This is a genomic window from Pseudomonas sp. NPDC096925, from assembly GCF_044762545.1.
In the GTDB taxonomy this organism is placed as follows: Bacteria; Pseudomonadota; Gammaproteobacteria; order Pseudomonadales; family Pseudomonadaceae; genus Aquipseudomonas.
Genome location: NZ_JBIWEM010000008.1, coordinates 122,454 through 144,894, shown reverse-complemented (window position 1 = coordinate 144,894; position 22,441 = coordinate 122,454). Strand labels below are relative to the sequence as shown.

Sequence of the window (22,441 nt, the reverse complement as noted above, 5' to 3'; positions counted from 1 at the left end):
GCGTACAGCAAAAATACTGTCGAAAGCCGTACCATCTGCTGTACGCGTAGGAAACACCCTGTATCTCTAGACGAATACGCAGGGGCAACGGCTGCGGCGCTATACTCTGGCGCTTGAATTTCAATAACGGACTACAAGGACTCGCCCATGAAAGCGTTCGGCAAAATCCTGGGACTTGGGCTTCTCGGGTTGCTGCTGATCATCGTGGCGCTGGGCTTCGCCCTGACCCACCTCTTCGATCCCAACGACTACAAAGACGAGATTCGCCAGCTGGCACGTGACAAGGCTCACGTCGAGCTGACCCTCAACGGTGACATTGGCTGGAGCCTGTTCCCGTGGCTGGGCCTGGAGTTGCACGAGGCGAGCATCGCCACCTTGAACAAACCCAAGGAGCCATTCGCCGACCTGCAGATGCTCGGCCTGTCGGTACGGGTGCTGCCACTGCTGCGCCGTGAAGTGCAGATGAGCGACGTGCGCGTCGAGGGCCTGAACCTGACCCTGGCCCGTGACGAACACGGCCATGGCAACTGGGAAGACATTGGCAAGCCGCTGCCCGCGCAGAACGGCGCCAGCGCCGATGCGCAGGCCAGTGCTCCAGCCCAGGCACCGGCCGAACAGGCGTCGGCGCCGGCCGCCAGCAACGAACGCGCCGTCAAGCTGGACATCGACAGCCTGACCGTGAACAACGCCCGCGTGCAGTACACCGATGCCAAGACCGGCCAGAGCTACAGCGCCGAAAGCATCCAGCTGAGCACCGGCCCGGTCCACGAAGGGGCGAACATTCCGCTCAAGGCCAGCGCCTTCCTCAGTGCCAGCCAGCCGAACATCAAGGCCCGCACCGAACTGGCCGGCGAGCTGCGCTTCGACCGCAAGCTCAAGCGCTACAACTTCGAAGACATGCGCCTGTCGGGCGAAACATCGGGTGAACCCACCGGCGGCAAGGCCGTGACCTTCGCCGCCCAGGGCCAGTTGCTGGTCGACCTGGCCGCCAATGTCGCCTCATGGAGCGGCCTGAAAGTCTCGGCCAACCAGCTGCGCGCCCTGGGCGAACTGAACCTGCGTGACCTGGACAAGGCGCCACAGCTGAGCGGTGGCCTGTCCATCGCCCAGTTCGACCTGCGCACCTTCCTCGACAGCATCGGCCGCCCGCTGCCGGCCACCAACGACCCGGCGGCCTTCGCCAAGCTGGAGCTGGTCACCCGCCTGCAGGGCACGCCGAACAGCCTGGCCCTGGAAGACCTGGCGGTGAAGCTGGACGACAGCACCTTCAGTGGCCGCGTGGCCGTCGAAGACTTCGCCAGACAGGCCCTGCGCCTGCAGCTCAAAGGCGACACCTTCGACGCCGACCGCTACCTGCCGGCCAAGAGCGAAGAGGCCAAGGGCGCCACCGCCGCACGCCAGGCCGAAGTCAAGCAACAAGAGGCCAGCGCAGTCGCCGGTGCCGGCACCACGCCGCTGCCCAACGCCCCGACCCAGGTGGCCTGGAGCGACGACAAGCTGCTGCCGGTCGACCGCCTGCGCGCCCTCGACCTGCAGGCCGACCTGGCCTTCGGCTCGCTGACCCTGGACAAACTGCCGATCGAAGACGCCCAGCTCAAGGCCATCGGCCAGGGCGGCCTGCTGACCCTGCAAACCCTGCGCGGTGAGCTGTACAACGGCACCTTCGAGGCCAAGGGCACTGTCGATGTGCGCCCTGCCGTGCCGCAACTGGGTGTCAACACCAGCATCCAGCGGGTGCCGGTGGAACACTTCATAAAGACCGAGGGCAAGGAACAGACACCACCGGTCAAAGGCCTGCTGACCCTGACCAGCGACCTGACGGCCACCGGCAACAGCCAGAAGGCCCTGGTCGACACCCTCAACGGCAACGCCAACTTCGTCATCAACGACGGCGTGCTGGTCAATGCCAACCTGGAACAGCAACTGTGCCAGGCCATCGCCACGCTGAACCGCAAATCGCTCAACGGCGAGCCACGCGGCAAGGACACACCGTTCCAGGAACTGCGTGGCAGCCTGGTGGTGCGCAATGGCGTCGCCAACAACCCGGACCTCAAGGCGCGCATTCCGGGCCTGACCGTCAACGGCCATGGTGACCTCGACCTGCGCGTGCTGGGCATGGACTACAACGTTGGCGTGGTCGTCGAAGGCGACCAGCGCGCCATGCCGGACCCGGCCTGCCAGGTCAACGAACGCTATGTGGGTGTCGAAATACCGCTGCGCTGCCGTGGCCCGCTGGAGCTGGGCGCCAAGGCTTGCCGCCTGGACCAGAACGGCCTGGGCAAAGTAGCCGCCAAGCTGGCCGGCAATCGCCTGCAAGACAAGATCGATGAAAAACTCGGAGACAAAGTGAGCCCGGAAGTGAAAGACGTGCTCAAGGGGCTGTTCAAGCGATGAGCCCCGAGCAGTTCTCCAGCGCCGTGCTGGATTGGTATGACGAACACGGCCGGCACGACCTGCCCTGGCAACAGGGCATCACCCCGTACCGGGTGTGGGTGTCGGAAATCATGTTGCAGCAGACCCAGGTCAGCACCGTGCTCAACTACTTCGACCGTTTCATGCAGGCCCTGCCGACCGTGCAGGCCCTGGCCGAGGCGCCGGAGGACGAAGTGCTGCACCTGTGGACGGGCCTGGGCTACTACACCCGGGCGCGCAACCTGCAAAAGGCCGCGAAGATCGTGGTCGAACAGCATGGTGGTGAATTCCCGCGCAGTGTCGAGCAGCTCACCGAGCTGCCCGGCATCGGCCGCTCCACTGCCGGCGCCATCGCCAGCATCAGCATGGGCATCCGCGCACCGATCCTCGACGGCAACGTCAAGCGCGTGCTGGCCCGCTACACCGCCCAGGCCGGCTACCCCGGCGAGCCCAAGGTGGCCAACCAGCTTTGGGCCACGGCCGAACGCTTTACTCCGCAACTGCGGGCCAACCACTACACCCAGGCGATGATGGACATGGGCGCCACGCTGTGCACCCGCAGCAAGCCCAGTTGCCTGATCTGCCCGCTGCAGCGCGGCTGCGAAGCGCACCTGCACGGTGAAGAAACCCGCTACCCCGAGCCCAAGCCGCGCAAGGCACTGCCGCAACGGCGCACCCTGATGCCGCTGCTGGCCAACCACGAAGGCGCCATCCTGCTTTACCGCCGCCCGTCCAGCGGCCTGTGGGGTGGTTTGTGGAGCCTGCCGGAGCTGGACGACATCGCCCAGCTCGACGACCTGGCCTACCAGCACGGCCTGCGCCTGGCTGACAGCCGCGTCATGGAAGGCCTGACCCATACCTTCAGCCACTTCCAGCTGGCGATCGAACCCTGGCTGGTACGCGTCGACCCGGTCGGCCAGCACGTGGCCGAGGCTGACTGGCTCTGGTATAACCTCGCCACCCCGCCGCGCCTGGGCTTAGCCGCCCCGGTGAAAAAGCTGCTCAAACGCGCGGCCGACGAACTGATCGCAGGAGACGCCCGATGACCCGCACCGTGATGTGCCGCAAGTACAAAGAAGAACTGCCAGGCCTGGAGCGCCCGCCCTACCCCGGCGCCAAGGGCCAGGACATCTTCGAACACATCTCGCAGAAAGCCTGGGCCGACTGGCAGAAGCACCAGACCATGCTGATCAACGAAAAGCGCCTGAACATGATGAACGCCGAGGACCGCAAATTCCTCCAGGGCGAGATGGACAAGTTTTTCGCTGGCGAAGAATACGCCCAGGCGGAAGGCTACGTTCCACCCTCGGAATGACCCCACGGAACGTAAGCGACGGAATTAATTTAAAATTTTTTCAAAAAGTCGTTGACGAGCGGTCTGAAAGTCTATTTAATTCACCTCGTCGCCCAGATAGCTCAGTCGGTAGAGCAGAGGATTGAAAATCCTCGTGTCGGCGGTTCGACTCCGTCTCTGGGCACCACCTTCAAGCTTCTGGTGGTTGCAAAGTTACCCGAAGCGACAACAAGAAACCCGCCTAGTGCGGGTTTTTTGTTGTCTGTGGTTTTCTACCCGTTCCACCTCTCCGGCCAGCGCCCCCCCCCCCCTCCTACTGCAACATACCGTCATGACAAGGCACTGGATTCCGTTACTACTCAAGCCGAGACTCCTCCCCCAAGCGGCCCGCTTGAAAGGAGAGGCAAATGGTTTTTACGGCAGAAGAGCAACAGCTATGGGACAGCGCGATAGCGTTTGCCAAAGGCAATAAGAAAGCGATCGCCAGAAAACTCACCTGCACTGCAGGAATGGCTCATTCAGGCAGCCTAAGTTGACCAACATCAAAACGCTATCAATCGCTCATCCTTAAGATGTCAGGTGGACATTCGACCTGACCTCGCAAGGACCTCCATGAGCGAAGAATCCCCCCTCCTGCTCCCCGCCCCCAGCGAGCCCGCCATTACCACAGCCCGCACGCGCCGCCCCCGCCAGCGCAAGCCGGAGCCGGCCATCACCAGCATCAGCCAGCAACCTGCGGCACTGGAAGTCGCCACCGCCCCCAAGGGCAGCAACGAAGACAGCACCTCGGCCCGCCTGCCGGCCAGCTACCCCTACCGCACCCGTATGCGTCGCCAGGACTACGAAAAGGCCAAGCACGCGCTGCAGATCGAGTTGCTGAAGGTACAGAGCTGGGTGAAGGAAACCGGCCAGCGCGTGGTGATCCTGTTCGAAGGGCGCGATGCCGCAGGCAAGGGCGGCACCATCAAGCGCTTCATGGAACACCTCAACCCTCGTGGTGCGCGCATCGTTGCCCTGGAAAAACCTTCCGAGCAGGAAAAAGGCCAGTGGTACTTCCAGCGCTACATCCAGCACCTGCCCACGGCGGGTGAAATGGTGTTCTTCGACCGCTCCTGGTACAACCGCGCCGGGGTCGAGAAGGTGATGGACTTCTGCACGCCCCTGCAGTACCTGGAATTCATGCGCCAGGCCCCGGACCTGGAGCGGATGCTGTGCAACAGCGGCATCCTGCTGTTCAAGTACTGGTTCTCGGTGAACCGCGAAGAGCAGCTGCGCCGCTTCATCTCGCGCCGGGACGACCCGCTCAAGCACTGGAAGCTGTCGCCAATCGACATCAAGTCGCTGGACAAGTGGGACGACTACACCGCTGCCAAGGAAGCGATGTTCTTCCATACCGACACGGCCGATGCGCCATGGACAGTGATCAAGTCCGATGACAAGAAGCGTGCGCGGATCAATTGCATCCGGCATTTCCTGCACGCGCTGGACTACCCGGGCAAGGACCCTCAGGTGGCACATGCACCCGACCCTCTGCTGGTAGGTCGGGCTTCACGCGGGTTCGAAGAAGACGAGGCACCCCAGCCAGCAGCCTGAAAACTCGACCCGCCTTCGACAGACACCGCAGCCCGAAGACGGGCTGCGGGCGAATCTTATTCGTCCTGCATGGAACGGAGATGCTCGAAGGCATCCTCGGTCATTTCGCCCAGATAGGAAACTCCGTGCAGTTTGAGTTCGAACTCACTGTCCTCTTTGCCTTTTTGAACAATCGCCTCAAGGTCAGCCTTGGTGATTGACTGCCGGTTGCATTTGGCGAACCCCGTCGAATAGAAAAGCTCACCCTCCCCGTCATAGCCGTACAGGGTCACAAGGTAGTAGTGCTTCATCGCTCTCTCCTTCAGCGCAACTGTGCGCATCTGCAAACGCCGATTTGGCGCAATGTCGAGCCGCCACCCGAACATGGGTGACAGCGGGAGAGACGTTACGCAGGCCGGCTGGCAGGCATAATCAGGAGGCATGTCCATGGCAGAACGCCCCAGCCTGCGTTGCCTAGGCACACGGCTTGGGTTTCTCGGGCAATTGCGCTTCAATACGCGCACTTTCAGACACACCCAAGGATTGCCCCATGGCCACCCCTACCAAGCAACAGAAACGCGCCAAACGCGCAGCCAGCAAGGCCAAGCAGAACCGCATGGTACGCAGCGGCCAGGCAGTCAAGGCCAGTGCCGGCGACAGCGCCAGCATCGAGCAGGTGTACAACAAGGCCATGGAGTCGGGCAGCTACGGCCCGCTGTTCAAGAAAATGAAGGAAGCCCAGGAAGGCGGCCTGGTGCCGATGATCTCGGTGTTCCTGGTGGACCCGCTGCTGGCCCTGGTTCTCAAAGGGCACAAGGAAGAACACGCCACCGACTACATCGTGCTGGTGTTCAACGCCTACCGCAAATGGCTGGATGGGGCCGACGAAGAAGCCACCATGGCCTGGCTGGAAAGCGATGAGTTCCAGGCAGCCTACGTGGCCGCTTCGGAGCTGGTTGCCAAGCAGCAACAGCAGCAGAAGCAGTTTGGCTGACAGGGCCATGTGACCTGCCCCGCCCATTCGCGGGTAAACCCGCTCCCACAGGGATATCACCGCAATTGAGATATGTGGTGTACCTGTAGGAGCGGGTTTACCCGCGAAGAGGCCGGTACAGGCAATAAAAAGGCCGCGCCCTTCACAGGACGCGGCCTTTTCATTTCAGCCAGCGCGGATCAGTTATCCAGCGCCACCCGCCCGGCAGCTTCACGCTTGCGGTGCACCAGCAAGCCAGCCGCCACCACACCAATGCTCAGCAGTGCGGTCGCGATGATTTCGGCGCGGTGGTCCTCACGCAGCGCCATCACCACCAGAATGGCAATGATGAAGGCAATGGTCGCCCAGGTCAGGCCCGGGAACAGCCACATCTTGAAGGTGATCTTCTCGCCGCGGGCCTCACGCTGGGCACGCATGCGCAGCTGCGATACGGCAATCACCAGGTACACCAGCAGCGCAATGGCACCGGAACTGGCCAGCAGGAACTCGAATACCTGGGCCGGGGCCACGAAGTTGGCGAACACACAGAGGAACGCCGCAGCAGTGGACAGCAGAACCGCCACATGCGGGGTAGCCGACTTGGTGGTGCGCTGGGCAATGGCCGGGGCGTCACCACGCTTGCTCAGCGAGAACAGCATGCGCGACGAGGTGTACAGCGCCGAGTTCAGGCAGCTGGTCACGGCGATCAGCACGACGATGTCGACGATCAGCTTGGCATTCGGCACGCCGATGCGGCTCAGCACGGTCTGGTAGGAACCGGTCTCGGCCAGGGCCGGGTCGTTCCACGGTACCAGGGCCACGACCAGGAAGATCGACACCAGGTAGAACAGGCAGATACGCCAGATCACCGAGTTGGTGGCGCGGCTGATCTGCTTGCCCGGGTCCTTCGACTCGGCTGCGGCGATGGTAACGATTTCGGTACCCATGAACGAGAACATGGTGGTCAGCATGGCTGCCAGCACCGCGCCCAGGCCGTTAGGCATGAAGCCCTGGGTGTCGAACAGGTGGCTGGCACCGCTTACCTGGCTGCTCGGCACAAAGCCGAACAAGGCAGCACAACCCACAGCGATGAAGCCGATGATTGCCAGCACCTTGAGCAGGGCGAACCAGAACTCGAACTCGCCGTAGTTCTTCACGCTGCACAGGTTGGTCAGGGTCAGCGCCAGGGTGATGACCAGGGAGAACGCCCACAGGTCAACCGCAGGGAACCAGGCATGCAGAATGGCCGCGGCGGCGTTGGCCTCCAGCGGAATGACCAGCACCCAGAACCACCAGTACAGCCAGCCAATGGTGAAACCGGCCCAGCGCCCGATGGCGCGGTCGGCATATGTAGAGAACGACCCGGTGTCAGGCGAGGCGACCGCCATTTCGCCCAACATGCGCATGACCAGCACGACCAGCGTACCGGCGGCAGCATAGGCTAGCAGCACGGCAGGGCCGGCAGCAGCGATGGCGTGGCCGGAGCCAACGAACAGACCGGCACCGATGACGCCAGCGATGGACAGCATGGTCACATGCCGTTGTTTGAGCCCCTGAGCGAGGTCATTGGAATTGTTACCGCTCATTAAAACTACCTTTGTAAGGAGTGGACCACGCCGACTGCGGTTACGGAGCGCGCCTGGGGTTGACCTGGGCGTCGCTGCAATCGGCGGTTTCCTACTGGCAATAAGCGCGCCATGTGCCGAATGCATTCGTCAGAAAAGTCGGCGGGCCTTTTAGTACGCGGTTTGGAGGGCTTTCGGCCAGTGACTGACCGAAAGGCCGCCAAATCATCGGATTACTGAAATACCCACTTACAAATGCACCAAAGGTGCTCCCAGGTAACACCTGTGCACCACTGCAATGCCAAAAAGTGCAACCTACAGGTACAACCTCAAGACCTGGCCGCCCCCGTTCGCGGGCACGCCCACTCCCACAGGTCAGGTGCAACCATTTGGGCTATTTAAAGAACCTGTGGGAGCGGGCGTGCCCGCGAAAGGTCTAAAACCGCTTCCATGAGCGGGCCAAAGCTGGCACCATCGCGCCTTTTTTCATCAAGGCTCTGGTGCTGGGCGACACCTTCGCGGACATCCGCGCGACGTTGCGCTGCAACGATGCGACAAACTGCCCCACCAGCGCCCCGAGTGCCCAGCGACCCTGTTGGCCGTCATAATGCCGCTATGCTAGCTTGGCGCACGCCAGGAAGGCCGCCAACAGCTGGGAACGCACCCGTACACATGAGGACCGCACATGGCTCAGGCCACGCCCGCGCTGGAAATCCGCAATCTGCACAAACGCTACGGCGAGCAGGAAATTCTCAAGGGCATTTCGCTGACCGCGCGCGACGGTGACGTGATCTCCATCCTGGGGTCGTCCGGCTCCGGCAAGTCCACCCTGCTGCGCTGCATCAACCTGCTCGAGAACCCGCACCAGGGCGAAATCCTGGTCGCCGGTGAAGCCCTCAAGCTCAAGGCCGCCAAGAACGGCGACCTGGTCGCCGCCGACAACCGCCAGATCAACCGCCTGCGCAGCGAGATCGGCTTCGTCTTCCAGAACTTCAACCTGTGGCCGCACATGTCGATCCTCGACAACATCATCGAGGCGCCACGCCGCGTGCTCGGCCAGAGCAAGGCCGAAGCCATCGAAGCCGCCGAAGCCCTGCTGAACAAGGTCGGCATCTACGACAAGCGCCACAGCTACCCCGCCCAGCTTTCCGGTGGCCAGCAACAGCGCGCCGCCATTGCCCGTACCCTGGCCATGAAGCCCAAGGTCATCCTGTTCGACGAGCCAACTTCGGCGCTCGACCCGGAAATGGTCCAGGAAGTGCTAAACGTTATCCGCGCATTGGCCGAAGAAGGCCGTACCATGCTGCTGGTGACGCACGAGATGAGCTTTGCCCGCCATGTGTCCAGTGAAGTCGTCTTCCTGCACCAAGGCCTGGTCGAAGAGCAGGGATCGCCGCAGCAGGTCTTCGAAAACCCGACCTCGGCGCGTTGCAAGCAATTCATGTCCAGCCACCGCTAACGGAGCAATACATGCACACTTACAAGAAGTTCCTCCTGGCAGCTGCTGCCACGCTGGTAATGTCGGCCAACGCCCTGGCCGCAGAAAAAATGCGCATGGGTATCGAAGCCGCCTACCCACCGTTCAACAACAAGGATGCCAGCGGTAACGTGGTCGGCTTCGACAAAGACATCGGCGACGCCCTGTGCGCCAAGATGAAAGTCGAGTGCTCGGTCGTCACCTCCGACTGGGACGGCATCATCCCGGCCCTGAACGCCAAGAAGTTCGACTTCCTGGTGTCGTCGCTGTCGATCACCGACGAGCGCAAGCAGGCGGTGGACTTCACCGAGCCGTACTACTCCAACAAGCTGCAGTTCATCGCGCCGAAAAACGCCGACTTCAAGACCGACAAGGCTTCGCTCAAGGGCAAGGTGATCGGCACCCAGCGCGCCACCCTGGCTGGCACCTGGCTTGAAGACAACTACGGTGACGACGTAGAGATCAAGCTGTACGACACCCAGGAAAACGCCTACCTCGACCTGGTTTCCGGCCGCATCGACGGCATCCTGGCCGACAAGTACGTGCAGTACGAGTGGCTGAAGAGCAAAGACGGCTCGAACTTCGAGTTCAAGGGCGAGCCGGTGATGGACAGCGACAAGATCGGCATTGCCGTGCGCAAGGGTGACACCAAGCTGCGCGACGACCTGAACAAGGCCCTGGCAGAAATCAAGGCCGACGGCACGTACAAGAAGATCAACGACAAGTACTTCCCGTTCAGCATCGAATGATCCGCCCCGACCGGCGCGCCCTTGCGGCGCGCCAGTCCCTAGAATGACCTGCCCATGAATATCGACCTGCACGGATTCGGTCCGGCCATGATGGCCGGCACCCTGATGACCGTAAAACTGGCGCTTTGCGCCTTGCTGCTGGGCCTGGTGCTGGGCCTGCTCGGCGCCCTGGCCAAGACTTCCTCGATCAAGCCGCTGCAATGGCTTGGCGGCTTCTACTCGACCCTGGTTCGCGGCGTGCCCGAACTGCTCTGGGTACTGCTTATCTATTTCGGCACCGTCGGGCTGATGAACGCCCTCGGCGAAGCCCTGAACCTGCCGGGCTTGGAGCTCAGCGCCTTCGCTGCGGGCGTGATTGCCCTGGGCCTGTGCTTCGGCGCCTATGCCACCGAAGTGTTCCGTGGCGCCATCCTGGCGATCCCCAAGGGCCACCGTGAAGCCGGCCTGGCACTGGGCCTGTCCAAGGGCCGCATCCTGTCGCGGATCATCCTGCCGCAGATGTGGCGCATCGCCCTGCCTGGCCTTGGCAACCTGTTCATGATCCTGATGAAGGACACCGCACTGGTGTCGGTGATCGGCCTGGAAGAAATCATGCGCCATGCTCAAATCGGCGTGACCGTGACCAAAGAGCCGTTCACCTTCTACATGGTCGCGGCCTGCATCTACCTGAGCCTGACCATCATTGCCATGACCGGCATGCACTTCATGGAAAAACGCGCCGCTCGCGGCTTTGCGAGGGCCGAATAATGAATTGGGAAGTCATCATCAAATGGCTGCCACGCCTGGCCCAGGGTGCGACCCTGACCCTGGAGCTGGTGGCCATCGCGGTAGTTGCCGGGTTGATCCTGGCCATCCCGCTGGGCATCGCCCGCTCCTCGCGCCACTGGTACGTGCGCGCCGTGCCGTTCAGCTACATCTTCTTCTTCCGTGGCACGCCGCTGCTGGTGCAGCTGTTCCTGGTCTACTACGGCCTGGCGCAGTTCGACATGGTGCGTTCGAGTTCGCTGTGGCCGTACCTGCGCGACCCGTTCTGGTGCACCGTGCTGACCATGACCCTGCATACCGCCGCCTACATCGCCGAGATCCTGCGCGGCGCGCTGCAGGCGATCCCCAAGGGCGAGATCGAGGCGGCACGGGCGTTGGGCATGTCGCGGGGCAAGACGCTGTTCTACATCATGCTGCCACGCGCCGCGCGCATCGGCCTGCCGGCGTACAGCAACGAAGTGATCCTGATGCTCAAGGCCAGCGCCCTGGCCAGTACCGTGACCCTGCTGGAACTGACCGGCATGGCCCGTACCATCATCGCCCGCACTTACCTGCCGGTAGAAATCTTCTTTGCCGCCGGGGTGTTCTACCTGGTGATCTCGTTCGTACTGGTGCAAGGCTTCAAGCTGCTGGAGCGCTGGTTGCGCGTGGATGCCTGCCAGGGCCGCTAGACCACCAGCCTTCTTCGCGGGTAAACCCGCTCCCACAGAGACCCCACGGCCTTCAAGCTGTGCACTATACCTGTGGGAGCGGGTTCACCCGCGAAGAGGCCCTAAAACCCAACACACTTCCTCCCCATGCCCAACCACCTCCACAGCCCCCACCTGAGCACCCGCTTCCAGGCCCTCGACCAGTTCCTGATCGAGCACCAGCAGCTGTGGAAACCCCGCCCCTTCACCACCCTGCACCTGGCCTGGGAAACCGCCCACCCCGAGCTTGCCGCCCACCTGCGCCAATGCTCCCTGGCAGACGCCGAAACCGACACCACCGCGGCCACGTTGCCCGCCCCGTTCCCGCAACTGGCCCAGCAAGCCCGACAGCTTGCGGCCCTCGGTAACCTCCCGAAAACCGATCTGCCTACCGCCGCGCACCGCCTCGACGTCGCCGTCCCCGGCCGCAAATGGCAGCAGATCGAAGCCTTCGCCAGCCACCTGGCCTTCCGCGAACCGCCCCGCCACTGGCTGGACTGGTGCTCCGGCAAAGGCCACCTGGGCCGCCGCCTGCTGCAACCCGGCCAGCAGCTGACCTGCCTGGAGTACGACACCGAGCTGGTCGCCGCCGGCCAGGCCCTGAGCGCGCACCACCATTTGCCGGCGCAACATGTGCACCAGGATGTGATGGCCGACGACAGCGCCCGCCACCTGGCTGGCGACAAAAGCGTGGTCGCCCTGCATGCCTGTGGCGACCTGCATGTACGCCTGATGCAACTGGCCAGCCAGCAAGGTTGCCGGCAACTGGCCGTGGCGCCCTGCTGCTACAACCGCATCGCGGCGCAGCAGTACCAGGCGTTATCCACAGCCGCCCAAGCCTCCAGCCTGCGGCTGTCACTGGACGACCTGGGCCTGCCCCTGAGCGAAACCGTTACCGCCGGTGCCCGCGTGCGGCGCCAGCGCGACACCTCGATGGCCAGGCGCCTGGGCTTCGACCTGCTGCAGCGCCAGCAACGCCAGACCGATGAGTACCTGCCGACACCGTCACTACCCGTAGCCTGGCTGGAGAAGCCCTTCGATCAGTACTGCCGCGACCTGGCCGAACTCAAGCAATTGCAGCTGACTGGCAACCCGGACTGGGCAGCCCTGGAAGCCGCCGGCTGGCAGCGCCTGGCCGAGGTCCGCAACCTGGAGCGTGTGCGCAACCTGTTCCGCCGGCCGCTGGAGCTGTGGTTGGTACTCGATCGCGCCCTGTTCCTCGAAGAACAAGGCTACAACGTGCGCCTTGGCCTGTTCTGCGACTACCCACTTACCCCACGCAACCTGCTCATCCTCGCCGAACGAGACCGTTAGCCGCAGCACAACCTGTGGATAACTCTGTGAACAAGCTTGTGATTACCTGTTGGATCCAAGCGCTATTTCAAACGCTTGGCTTATTCCGGCTTGCCCGTCAAGGCCAGTAAAAACAGGCGTTTGCGCAAAGACCGGCGGTGTAGCGCTCCGGCATGCCTTTCGCGCAAGTCGCCGATGCCACTTGTGCATAAACATTTCTTGTGGTTGGCGCAAGCATTGTTTGCGGGGCCTTTGTGGATTCTTTTTCTTGCTCAAAAATCTGCAGGTTTGCGCAGTTACTGTGGGAGCGGGCGTGCCCGCGAACACGGGCGAAGCCCGTGCCATGCAATGCCGTGCCCACTCCCACACCTTTCAATGCGCCTTGTTCTTGGCAATCTCGATATCGTTCATCAGCGCCTTGGCCATGTCGCACAGATAATCGGCGGCGCCCAGGAATTTATGGTCATCCTCCATATCCCCCTCGCGCACCAGGTGCTTGATGTAGCCCATCAGGATCGAGACATGCTCGTAGGCAGCATCGACGGGGACGCCGGGCTGTACGCGTAGCAGATTGAGGGATGGGTTGCCGGCTGCGAGGAAGGTTTCCACGCCTGCGGTGGTGATTGGCTTGGGGCTGCGGGGATCAGTATCGATCGTTTTCAATTTTCAAACTCCCTAGTTCAAAGGAGCTGCCGTGTTCATTCTTTCTCACGGAACAAAGGCGGCAACCGTGCACGAGGTGAGAAACCGAGTGAACATAGGAAGCTCGGCCAGACCAAGGTCTGCCCGCGCACGGTCGCCATTACGCAGCCGATACGTTCAAAATCGGGTTCTCACACCCGGTCGCCACAGCGACCCGAAAACGGTATCCGCGAGCCATTTCCCCGACAACAGCGATACTTCGGCGGCGCGCGTAGGATAGTTCCGAAGCCACCAAACCCTGAAGCTGTTAGCCCTAAAGTTCAGAATCTTCGTACAGCTGATGGCCCTTTCGCGGGTAAACCCGCTCCCACAGGAATCACACAAGGCTTGAGAACAGTGATATCCCTGTGGGAGCGGGTTTACCCGCGAAGAGGCCAGCACAGGCAACAAAAAGCTAAAGCCCCACCGCTGATCCCGCCCAACGGTGTATCATCCGCCCCCCAAATCATTAAAAAGTGACGTCGCGCGCTGCCCGCCAGCCCCGCGACCTTCTGGCGTTGCGCCAGAACCGACATGGACTAACGGACCCGACCATCGTGACCCAGACCAAGCCCCTCGCCCTGCTGACCCTCACCCTGGCCCTGACCGGCTGCGCCAGCGGCACCGCTCCCCACCCCAGCAGCAGCCTGGGTTGGAACCACCCCGGCATGCAGCTGGGCGGCGACAACGGCCTGCCCCTGCGCACCGAAAGCCCCTGCCGCAAGCGCGGCTGCGACAACGACAAGCTGTTCTTCAACCCGGGCAAAACCGAGCCGAGCGTCACCACCATCCATCGCGGCTGGTAGGAAAATTCTTCTTTCAGGTCGGTGACTTAGGTCATTTGCGAACATTCGCAACGAAGTGGTTTACAGGCGCCAACCGATCGTTATAATGACGCCCCATTGCCGGTATAGCTCAGATGGTAGAGCAACTGACTTGTAATCAGTAGGTCCCGGGTTCGATTCCTGGTGCCGGCACCATACGCAGTATCAAAAAAGGCTCACCGAAAGGTGGGCCTTTTTTGTTTTCGCCGCAGGTCCTCACCGAAATCGTCGGTGCTAACAGGCGCTGAAGGCATGCGCTACAGCCAGGGCTTTTTTGCAAAGCGATGTTTCAACGAAACAACTCTGGCGCCATCCGTGAGTAAAGTGCCCTGCCAACCTCAGGAGCCCTGCCTCATGCTGCACCTGCAAACCCCTTTGGCGCAGGCCGTGCGCCAGCTCTTCGACAGAGCCTTGCCTCTACTGGCTGGGCGGTGTTCGGGAACAGTCAAGATCTATGTCTTTGGCGGGTGCGCCTTGCACCTGCTGACGAATGCCCGGGGCAGTGCGGATATCGATGCGGAGATTCAGGCCAGCGAACACCTGCTCAGGGACGAGATCAAGGCAGTTTATGCCGCGCCGGAAGACTACGAGCAGGATGGTCAGGACCTGTCCGTGGTGTTCGACCAGCAATTCAATAACTCGCTATGCCCCTTGCATGAAGACTACGATGCGCGGGCAATCCTCCTTCCCGGCCAGGAGTGTTCTCCTTTACAGGTTTTCATAGCTCACCCGATCGACCTCGCCATTTCAAAACTCGGGAGATTCACCGAACGCGACCAGGATGACATCAATCTGCTTATCAGGTCAGGCAAGCTGAATCTCAAGGAATTTGATAGGCTTGCCAAGGAGGCAATCGACTATTACCCCTGTGATAGAAGCACCGTAACCAGCTGCCTGAGGTTGATTCTCGATGAAGCGCGAGAGTGGGGCCAGTAATACCAGTGAGGCGATGACTGTGCCCTCGAATACGGCGCATGGGGCCCGGCATTGCGACACCTCCTCGCTCGATTACTCGCTAGAAAAACTCTGGGCGCTTGTGTCCTCTGACATGCCCCCCTCTGATCAACATGCCCGTCAAGCACTCGAGCACTTGGTCGTTCAAGCTACAAAAACCTCGCTGGACAAGCTCGACAAGGCCGTTGCCGAGACCTTCGCTCTCCTGTTCTGGTACAGAAACGAGGATATGCGTGAAGCACTGGAAAATCGCTTGAACATGCCAAGGCTCGCCCCCGTAAGGAAGCGGCGCCTGATGTATCTGGTTGACCGGCTTCGCCGTTTTCCATGCATGAAGCCGGAACAAGCCGAGCAGATGAAGAAGCTGGTCACCCGCTGGAAGGATCTGTCTCAAGATCTGAATGGAAAACTGGTAGAAAAGGCGCAAGCGGTAAACCGTTACGACAAGGTTGCTGCTACGTGGGGCGTGGCTGAGCCCGTATCCAGTCTGATGAACATGGTGCTAGAACTGCAAACCCGGCACTTTGTAGATGCCCATCATCTGCCGAACGGCTACGCACAGTTGGCAACGCGTTCCCCTCACCACTGATCCGGTAATGTTGGGTCAGTTGAGGTTTGTAGTGTCACGCCTAACCGTTCCTCTCAGCGACCTCAAATGCCGTACGGCGAAATCTCGCGAACGCGCCTACAAGCTGTTTGACGGTGGCGACATTTCGCAAGCACCCGGTGGCTAAATCTTGCTTCACTGAGAGGTAGACGATTCTCCAAAACCACCTCATCCCTCAAAACCTGGCGTGCCCCCTTTTGCGATGCTAGCCTTTCGGCATCACTTACCGAGGGCGAATATTTTGCTGAACATCTATGGAAAGATAACCACAATCGTCGTGACCATCGGATTTTCCGGAATTGCGCACTCTTATCAGATCAACCCTCAAGCAGATAAATACTGGAAAGGCTCCAACATATCAGGAAAGGTATACTGGCCTCTGCATGAAGAGCTCACCTATCGAGCTCGGGAATGTGAAGAGGGACAGACCGGATCAGCACTACTTGTCATCAAGTGCTCCACCGATACCCCGTCCCCCGGCGCAAACCCAAAAGGCAACAAGCAGGACTCGCTGATTAGAGGTGTTTGGTGGAATGACGATCCAAACCAACTCTTATTTGGATGGGGTTACCGCCATGCCAAATGGAGTGCATGGATGCGCGATGGCAACCTGATCGCCAAAACCGGAAGAAACTATAAAGGAAAAGATGCCAAGATCACCCAAAACTATTACATGCAGTATCGTTCACACTATGGTGACCTTCAGTTTCTTCATGCAATGGCCAGTTCGGACAACCAGCCTGCGGCAGTAACTCAGGCCGACATTCTTTCGTGGGCAGAATTTGCATACTTGGTTGCTACTGGCCGGATTGACGCAGAAACAAAATTCAAAGATGTGGAGACAACAGACTTTCAAAAGCACTTCAGTCACCAGCAGGGTTGGACAATAAACTATCTTTTCGCTCCCACCTATCGTCTTTCGGAGCGTAAATACACCTCGCAAATGGCATTGGGTTCGCTACTCCATGTGATTCAGGATTCTTACTCCCGCGGGCATACTCTTCGCGATTTCAGTCCGTCGACCGCTTGCCCGTCAGGACGTGTTATTCAGTTTTATTCATATACTCACCAAGATACCGACCAACACCATCAGACTGACAAGCTTGCCTCCTGGAAAGCCCAAGGACTTACGGCGCCACAAGATCCGGTTACTGCGAGCGCCAACGTAATTCGATTCGCGAATAAGCGAGCGGAGTGGGCGGTAGTAAAAGATTATCTTCAGGATGTCGTATTTTGCACCGACAGTGATGCAATCGCTTCAGGTCCGGGTGAATATGCTGTTAGGAAAGGGGATCACGTGGCCAATTAAGCAGACTGAAGCGGCGCTTATTTGGTGACAAAGTCAATTCTTTGGGGCGGCTTTGCCGCTCATGGCCAAGCATGGCTGGCTCCTACGGTTACAGAACTCACCTGCATCTCCAAAAGAAATTATTGAGCTTGCGAATTCTAAGTGAAGGGGAAACAGGATCCCGCAGCAGACATCCTCTCGCACAGCATCAATCAAAAGAGTCTAAAAATTCCCGACTCGATTCCACATAAAGCCATAACTAGCTGATTTTTATAGGTACCCTATGAGGTGCGTCAAAAAATCCACCAAATTCCAATCCCGAAAAAATCGGGACCTCACGGCCTACAACCGTTCGTCTGGTGCCGCACCATACGCAGTATCAAAAAAGGCTCACCGAAAGGTGAGCCTTTTTTGCCTTCTGTGTCCCGCGATCCCAGCAACCCTACCGATTTCAAACCACCCCATGCATGAAAAACTCAACCGGTACGCTGAAAAACTCAGCAAAGCCCTTTATCTGGGCAACCGTCATCTTCCGCTTGTTGTTCAAAATCTCTGAAACCGCGCTCTGGGTTGCTATCGAGGCAAGGTCCTTCTGCTTCACCCCCCTGTCCGACAGCAGGAAGGCCAATGCTTCGGCCTGGCTCGCAAACGGCACGAGTACCGACTCACTCTCATACTCGTAGACACGATCCGCCACCATCTCTGCAAAGCGCGCTGCTGCGTGACCTTCGCTGTCGGCATGCGAGTAGAGCTCATCGATCAATGCCATCCGCGCCTGGAGTTCAGCATCGTCCTTGATGGGGTCATGGCAGGCAGCAAGAAGCTGGGCCATGGTTGCCATCTGGGTGTGCAGGCCATCCAGCATGGGTGAAATATTAGCGATGAAGGCATCTAGTCCATTGGCTTCGATTTTATCCCGCTTCATGGTTGTCACCTGTCGAATCGGTAGGTTTTGGGCAAGTGCCAGGCGGCTACCTGACATCGCTCTTGCACCACTTGTCGTACTCCGCGTGCGACAGAATGGCCTTGATATAGAGGGTGCCCGTTCGTGTGTTGAGCCATGCGATCAGACGGCATTCGTTTTTCTTGATATCGAACACATAGACATCAAGCGGCCCTTTTCGGCTGGCGGGCCTGAGTTTTGAACAAGGAATGCGGTCAACGTTCCAGCCAGAGGCGGTAGACCACGTGTCCCTTAGCTGCTCAAAAGACTCGAAGCGCAGCGTCGCCCTATCAAAGGTCGTGAGCCACAGGCTCAGGGGGGCTTTCCACTGGGCGTGAGCTTCGATGGCTTTGGTAACCGCCGCTTTCGTTATCACTCGCATCGTGTTGTCTCGGCGTACCAAGGTGCCTACAAATTATTCCGGATCCAGATATCTGTCAAGCAGATATCTGGATCCGGAATATGCGCTCTGCTGAAGGTCACCGGGACATTGATGCCGATCAAGCTGAATAGCGGACCGAGGTATAGGTTGGGGACATAGTTCAGAGGGAAGCTGACCATGGCCAAGAAATTCCCCACAAACCCCAGCCACCCGGAGCGCATCTGCTGGGGCTGCGACCTGTACTGCCCGGCCAAGGCATTGGCCTGTGGCAATGGCGCTAGTCGGACCATGCACCCGGTGGAACTGTTTGGTGAAGACTGGGACAGTTTCGAGGACCGGCTGGAGAAGCCGATTGATCGCGTGCAAGAGGCCGGCCCCAGGTGAAATGGGGCAGCTTTGCGGCCCATAGCCGGCAAGCCGGGCTCTCATAGAACTGCACATAACTCATTGAGTTAGCAGGGGGCCTGTAGGAGCGGCTTTAGCCGCGAACACCGGCGCAGCCGGTGCCATGCACCGCGTTGGATTCTTCGCGGCTAAAGCCGCTCCCACAGGGGACGCGGATTGCTTGCAATTTCAGTTATCTACGCGACAGCGCAGCCCAAAGGGCTGGGCCATCTACCACAGGTACAGCGCATGGTTTGAGCCTGGCGCCGACCCAGCGAATCAGGTGCTGCGGTGGATGGCACGGGCTTCGCCCGTGTTCGCGGGCGCGCCCGCTCCCACAGGGATCGCGCCACCTGTTAGTTGCTCCCAAGTACCTGTGGGAGCCCGGCTTGCCGGCGATGGGCTGCGCAGCAGCCCCAGGTGCGGTTGATCAGAATGCCGTGCTGACCGTCAGCGACAGGTTGCGCGGGTCGCCGTAGATCGCCCCGGCATAAAACCCGTAGCGGGTGTAGTAGTGCTTGTCGAACAGGTTGTTCGCGTTGAGGCTGATGCTGGTGTCGTCGGTCAGCTGGTACTTGGCCATGGCATTCCAGATGGCATAACCGGACCAGTTCACGTCAGTGGCACCGTTGCTCACACCATTGCTCGGCTGGCCTGCCGGGCTGGAGATTGCGCGGATGTTGCTCTGCGCAGTCACCCCGGCGCCCAGTGTCAGGCGGTCGAGCGGGCCGGAAAGGCGGTAGGTGGTCGAGGCCTTGAACAGGTGTGACGGGTCGCTGCGGCCGTCGCTGTCGACGCGGCGGAAGTGCAGGTAGGTGTAGCCAGCGTACACGTTCCAGCTGGGGGTCAGGGCGCCGGCGATTTCCAGATCGATACCGTCGGTTTCCTGGCCGGAACCGGCCTTGTAGGCATCGCCACCGGTCGGGGTGGTGAGGTCGCCGTCGAGCACTGCCTTGTTTTCCTGCTTGGTGCGGAAGTAGGCCGCCGAGGCGTTCAGGCGGCCATCGAACCACTCACCCTTGATACCCGTCTCGTAGCTTTGCCCGCGAATCGGCTCGACCTTGCTGCCGCTGCTGGTTTCAGCGGTTTGCGGGGTGAAGATGTCGGTGTAGCTGGCGTACAGCGAGTAGTTGTCGTTGAGGTCGTACACCGCGCCCAGGTACGGGGTGACGATGCCATTCTCTTCCTGGCTGGTACGTGCGCCAGCCACGCTGCGGGTGGTGGCTGAGTAGTTGCTGGTGCGCACGCCAAGGATGACCGACAGCGGGTCGGTGATGCTCAGGCGGGTTGCCGCATACATGCCCTGCAGGCGGGTGGTGGTCTTGCTGTGGCGGCCGGTGCGCGAGGCGATGATGTTGTAGTCGTCATCCACGCCATTGCGCCAGTCGGTCAGCGGGAAGCCGTTGTTGGCGCGGAACTGGCAACCCAGCGCAGGCGCACTGGCCATGCCGTCGCCAACCATGGTGCAGGTGTATTCCGGCGACCAGGCCACGGTGCGGCTGTCGTTGTAGCCGACCATCGCCTGGTGGGTACGGCCGAACAGCTGGAACGGGCCGGACAGGTCGATCTGCGCCGACTGCTGGGTGGTGTCGGTGGAGCTGTGCAGGCCGTTGAGCACGGCACCGCTGCCATCCTGGTCCCAGTAGCCGCCGTAGCTGCCACGGCCTGCCGAGTTGACCTTGGCCAGGCCGCGGTGGTTGAGGGTTTCGGCGGTGCTCTGGGCGGCTTTCAGGTCCAGGGTCCAGTCGTTGTCGAAGCGGTGCTCCAGCGAGCCGAACGCGGTGCGGGTGGTGTACTCGCCAAAGCTCCAGCTAGGTACCACGTTGGTGCTGCGCGGCAGGTCGGTCTTGCTGCCATCACGGTACCAGATCGGGATGTTCGCTCCCCAGCCACCGCCAACAATCTTGTTGTACTCGTACTGGTAGCCGGCACCGAGGGTGGTGGCGTCGTCCAGGTCGAATTCGAAGTTGGCCAGCGCGGCGCGGGAGCGTTCGGACTGGTTATCGCGGAATGAATTGGCGTCCTGCTGGGTCATCACAAAGCGCGAACGCAGGCGGCCGTCTTCGGACAGCGGCAGGTTGAGGTCGGCGCCCAGGCGGCGCTTGTCCCAGCTGCCATAGGTGGCATAGGCGCTGCCGCCGAACGTCCTGGTCGGCGCCTTGCGGATCAGGTTGACGGTGGCCGACGGGTCGCCGGTGCCGCCCAGCAGGCCGTTGGCGCCACGCACGATGTCGATGCGCTCGTACAGGTCCATGTTCAGCGCGTTGCCACCACCACTGAAGTCGGAGCCGCCCTGGAACTGCAGGCCATCGACCTTCCAGTTGCTGATCGAATAACCACGGGCACGGTAGTCGGTACGCCCGCCCACTTCGGACTTGCTCGCGGTCACCCCAGGGGTGGTTTCCAGCGCTTGCTCGATGGTGTGGATGTCGCGGTCATCCATCTGCTGCCGGGTAATGGTGGTGACCGACTGCGGTGTCTGCCGCGGCGTCAGGGCCAGGCCGGTGGAGCTGCGGGTGCTTTCGACCGTGTAACCCAGCTGGCCGGCTTCGTCGGCAGGCAGCAGGGCGCTGTCTTCGATCTGGGTGGCGTCCAGCTCCAGGGGCTTGCTGTCGGCAGCCATCGCGCCACCACTGACGGCTACGGCGATGAACAAGGCCAGCGGTTTCAGGCGAGGGCCGTCTCGGCTGATGGAAGGGAAGGCGTTCGGGGTGCTCTCGGCGTTCATTTGGGAAGACTTCGTATTTGCAGATGATTTTTTGTTAGGATTCTAGGTATCGGCCCTCCGGGCTCCAGACCCGGCTTGTATGGGGATGTAATCGAACGTAACGAGCGCCACCGGCCCTCACCGAACAGGTGTTTTTCCGCATGAGCACAACTCTGCTTGTTGTCGATGATGACGACGAGATCCGCGAACTTCTTTGTGATTACCTGGCAGATGCCGGCTATAACGTGCTGGCAGCGGCCGACGGCGAGCAGATGCGCGAACAACTGGCCCGGCACAAGGTGGAGCTGGTGGTGCTCGACCTGATGCTGCCGGGCGAAGACGGCCTGAGCCTGTGCCGCCAGTTGCAAGCCACGCCTGGGCTGGCGGTGATCATGCTGTCGGCCAAGGGCAGCACGCTGGACCGCATCATCGGCCTGGAAGTGGGTGCCGATGACTACCTGGCCAAGCCCTTCGAGCCACGCGAACTGATCGCCCGGATCAAGGCCGTGCTGCGTCGTCCGCAACGCCTGGATGCCCCCGCCGAAGCGCCGGCAGAGGAAGCCCAGCTGTTCGCCGGCTTCCGCCTGGAACATGCGAAGCGCCTGCTCACCCGCCCCGATGGCGAGACCCTGACCCTGCCCCGCTCCGACTACCGCGTATTGCGCGAGCTGCTGGAAGCCAACAGTCGCGTGGTGTCCCGCGATCAGCTGACGCGCAGTGCGTTCGGCCGCGACCACCTGCCAGACGACCGTTCGGTGGACATGTGCGTCAGCCGCCTGCGCCAGCACCTGCGCCACGCCCCGGCGGGTGCCGCACAAATCCTCACCATCCGCAACGAAGGCTATTTGCTGAGCATTGCCGCCAACGGGGCCGATGCCTGAC

General features: G+C 61.0%; 23 protein-coding genes and 2 tRNA genes. 19 read left to right on the top strand and 6 right to left on the bottom strand.

What is annotated here, in order from left to right; all coding sequences use genetic code 11:
- Positions 1-147 precede the first annotated feature (147 nt).
- The 6 genes from ACIQYU_RS21210 to ppk2 all read left to right on the top strand — a co-directional run bounded on the left by ACIQYU_RS21210 (position 148) and on the right by ppk2 (position 5,299).
- A complete protein-coding gene (locus ACIQYU_RS21210) occupies positions 148-2,394 on the top strand; it encodes an AsmA family protein (protein ID WP_233694728.1) in 2,247 nt (748 codons plus the stop codon).
- Positions 2,391-3,458 (top strand): A/G-specific adenine glycosylase, encoded by a 1,068-nt coding sequence (gene mutY / locus ACIQYU_RS21205; protein ID WP_207838022.1) that lies wholly within the window; start codon positions 2,391-2,393, stop codon positions 3,456-3,458. Before ACIQYU_RS21210 ends, mutY begins: the two co-directional genes overlap by 4 nt.
- Positions 3,455-3,727, top strand: coding sequence for an oxidative damage protection protein (locus ACIQYU_RS21200; RefSeq protein ID WP_003257478.1), 273 nt, complete (start codon positions 3,455-3,457; stop codon positions 3,725-3,727). The genes mutY and ACIQYU_RS21200 overlap by 4 nt, the downstream gene beginning before the upstream one ends.
- Before the next feature lie 90 nt (positions 3,728-3,817).
- Positions 3,818-3,893 (top strand) — tRNA-Phe (locus ACIQYU_RS21195).
- A gap of 220 nt (positions 3,894-4,113) precedes the next feature.
- Positions 4,114-4,242, top strand: coding sequence for a hypothetical protein (locus ACIQYU_RS21190; protein ID WP_402802018.1), 129 nt, complete (start codon positions 4,114-4,116; stop codon positions 4,240-4,242).
- Between the two features lie 76 nt (positions 4,243-4,318).
- Complete coding sequence (gene ppk2 / locus ACIQYU_RS21185; RefSeq protein ID WP_233694729.1) at positions 4,319-5,299, top strand: polyphosphate kinase 2; 981 nt, start codon at positions 4,319-4,321, stop codon at positions 5,297-5,299.
- Between the two features lie 56 nt (positions 5,300-5,355).
- On the opposite strand, the gene ACIQYU_RS21180 is transcribed toward ppk2, so the two are convergent.
- On the bottom strand, positions 5,356-5,589 hold the full coding sequence (locus tag ACIQYU_RS21180) for a hypothetical protein (RefSeq protein WP_207833169.1): 234 nt from the start codon (positions 5,587-5,589) through the stop codon (positions 5,356-5,358).
- A gap of 239 nt (positions 5,590-5,828) precedes the next feature.
- Here ACIQYU_RS21180 and ACIQYU_RS21175 point away from each other — a divergent pair, with 239 nt between their 5' ends.
- On the top strand, positions 5,829-6,272 hold the full coding sequence (locus tag ACIQYU_RS21175; RefSeq protein WP_402802012.1) for a hypothetical protein: 444 nt from the start codon (positions 5,829-5,831) through the stop codon (positions 6,270-6,272).
- 179 nt (positions 6,273-6,451) lie between these two features.
- Here ACIQYU_RS21175 and gabP read toward each other — a convergent pair whose 3' ends face one another.
- The gene (gene gabP / locus ACIQYU_RS21170) at positions 6,452-7,837 is read right to left on the bottom strand and encodes a GABA permease (RefSeq protein WP_013970487.1); all 1,386 of its coding nucleotides are present in this window, start codon (positions 7,835-7,837) and stop codon (positions 6,452-6,454) included.
- A gap of 664 nt (positions 7,838-8,501) precedes the next feature.
- Here gabP and ACIQYU_RS21165 point away from each other — a divergent pair.
- The 5 genes from ACIQYU_RS21165 (at position 8,502) to ACIQYU_RS21145 (ending at position 12,810) form a co-directional block, all read left to right on the top strand.
- Positions 8,502-9,275: an ABC transporter ATP-binding protein gene (locus tag ACIQYU_RS21165; RefSeq protein WP_003257472.1), complete on the top strand. Its 774-nt coding sequence runs from the start codon at positions 8,502-8,504 to the stop codon at positions 9,273-9,275.
- Positions 9,276-9,286: 11 nt separating this feature from the next.
- Positions 9,287-10,042 (top strand): ABC transporter substrate-binding protein, encoded by a 756-nt coding sequence (locus ACIQYU_RS21160; protein ID WP_402802008.1) that lies wholly within the window; start codon positions 9,287-9,289, stop codon positions 10,040-10,042.
- Positions 10,043-10,096: 54 nt separating this feature from the next.
- Positions 10,097-10,789 carry an ABC transporter permease gene (locus ACIQYU_RS21155; protein ID WP_063914487.1) on the top strand — a complete coding sequence of 231 codons (693 nt, stop codon included), beginning with the start codon at positions 10,097-10,099 and terminating at the stop codon, positions 10,787-10,789.
- Positions 10,789-11,478: an ABC transporter permease gene (locus tag ACIQYU_RS21150; RefSeq protein WP_063914486.1), complete on the top strand. Its 690-nt coding sequence runs from the start codon at positions 10,789-10,791 to the stop codon at positions 11,476-11,478. The genes ACIQYU_RS21155 and ACIQYU_RS21150 overlap by 1 nt, the downstream gene beginning before the upstream one ends.
- A gap of 126 nt (positions 11,479-11,604) precedes the next feature.
- The gene (locus ACIQYU_RS21145; RefSeq protein ID WP_402802003.1) at positions 11,605-12,810 is read left to right on the top strand and encodes a methyltransferase; all 1,206 of its coding nucleotides are present in this window, start codon (positions 11,605-11,607) and stop codon (positions 12,808-12,810) included.
- A gap of 351 nt (positions 12,811-13,161) precedes the next feature.
- Here the strand turns inward: ACIQYU_RS21145 and ACIQYU_RS21140 are convergent, their stop codons facing one another.
- Entirely contained in the window at positions 13,162-13,452 is a 291-nt protein-coding gene (locus tag ACIQYU_RS21140; protein WP_207833166.1) for a DUF3077 domain-containing protein, read from the bottom strand.
- 575 nt (positions 13,453-14,027) lie between these two features.
- On the opposite strand from ACIQYU_RS21140, the gene ACIQYU_RS21135 reads away from it, so the two are divergent.
- The 5 genes from ACIQYU_RS21135 (at position 14,028) to ACIQYU_RS21115 (ending at position 17,164) form a co-directional block, all read left to right on the top strand.
- The gene (locus ACIQYU_RS21135) at positions 14,028-14,276 is read left to right on the top strand and encodes a hypothetical protein (RefSeq protein WP_135003131.1); all 249 of its coding nucleotides are present in this window, start codon (positions 14,028-14,030) and stop codon (positions 14,274-14,276) included.
- A gap of 98 nt (positions 14,277-14,374) precedes the next feature.
- A tRNA-Thr gene (locus ACIQYU_RS21130) sits at positions 14,375-14,450 on the top strand.
- Between the two features lie 198 nt (positions 14,451-14,648).
- Entirely contained in the window at positions 14,649-15,230 is a 582-nt protein-coding gene (locus ACIQYU_RS21125; RefSeq protein WP_063914483.1) for a DUF6036 family nucleotidyltransferase, read from the top strand.
- The gene (locus ACIQYU_RS21120; RefSeq protein ID WP_402801996.1) at positions 15,205-15,837 is read left to right on the top strand and encodes a hypothetical protein; all 633 of its coding nucleotides are present in this window, start codon (positions 15,205-15,207) and stop codon (positions 15,835-15,837) included. Before ACIQYU_RS21125 ends, ACIQYU_RS21120 begins: the two co-directional genes overlap by 26 nt.
- 259 nt (positions 15,838-16,096) lie before the next feature.
- Positions 16,097-17,164: a hypothetical protein gene (locus ACIQYU_RS21115; RefSeq protein WP_402801993.1), complete on the top strand. Its 1,068-nt coding sequence runs from the start codon at positions 16,097-16,099 to the stop codon at positions 17,162-17,164.
- A gap of 430 nt (positions 17,165-17,594) precedes the next feature.
- Here ACIQYU_RS21115 and ACIQYU_RS21110 read toward each other — a convergent pair whose 3' ends face one another.
- Positions 17,595-18,068: a type II toxin-antitoxin system HigA family antitoxin gene (locus tag ACIQYU_RS21110; protein ID WP_108481720.1), complete on the bottom strand. Its 474-nt coding sequence runs from the start codon at positions 18,066-18,068 to the stop codon at positions 17,595-17,597.
- A 46-nt stretch (positions 18,069-18,114) separates the two neighbouring features.
- Entirely contained in the window at positions 18,115-18,468 is a 354-nt protein-coding gene (locus tag ACIQYU_RS21105) for a type II toxin-antitoxin system HigB family toxin (RefSeq protein WP_063914480.1), read from the bottom strand.
- Between the two features lie 177 nt (positions 18,469-18,645).
- Here ACIQYU_RS21105 and ACIQYU_RS21100 point away from each other — a divergent pair, with 177 nt between their 5' ends.
- The gene (locus ACIQYU_RS21100; protein ID WP_135002100.1) at positions 18,646-18,852 is read left to right on the top strand and encodes a DUF3079 domain-containing protein; all 207 of its coding nucleotides are present in this window, start codon (positions 18,646-18,648) and stop codon (positions 18,850-18,852) included.
- Between the two features lie 430 nt (positions 18,853-19,282).
- Here the strand turns inward: ACIQYU_RS21100 and ACIQYU_RS21095 are convergent, their stop codons facing one another.
- Positions 19,283-21,580, bottom strand: a complete 2,298-nt coding sequence (locus ACIQYU_RS21095) for a TonB-dependent siderophore receptor (protein ID WP_402801985.1) — start codon at positions 21,578-21,580, stop codon at positions 19,283-19,285.
- 140 nt (positions 21,581-21,720) lie between these two features.
- On the opposite strand from ACIQYU_RS21095, the gene ACIQYU_RS21090 reads away from it, so the two are divergent.
- Positions 21,721-22,440 carry a response regulator gene (locus ACIQYU_RS21090; RefSeq protein ID WP_207833154.1) on the top strand — a complete coding sequence of 240 codons (720 nt, stop codon included), beginning with the start codon at positions 21,721-21,723 and terminating at the stop codon, positions 22,438-22,440.
- Position 22,441 lies beyond the last annotated feature (1 nt).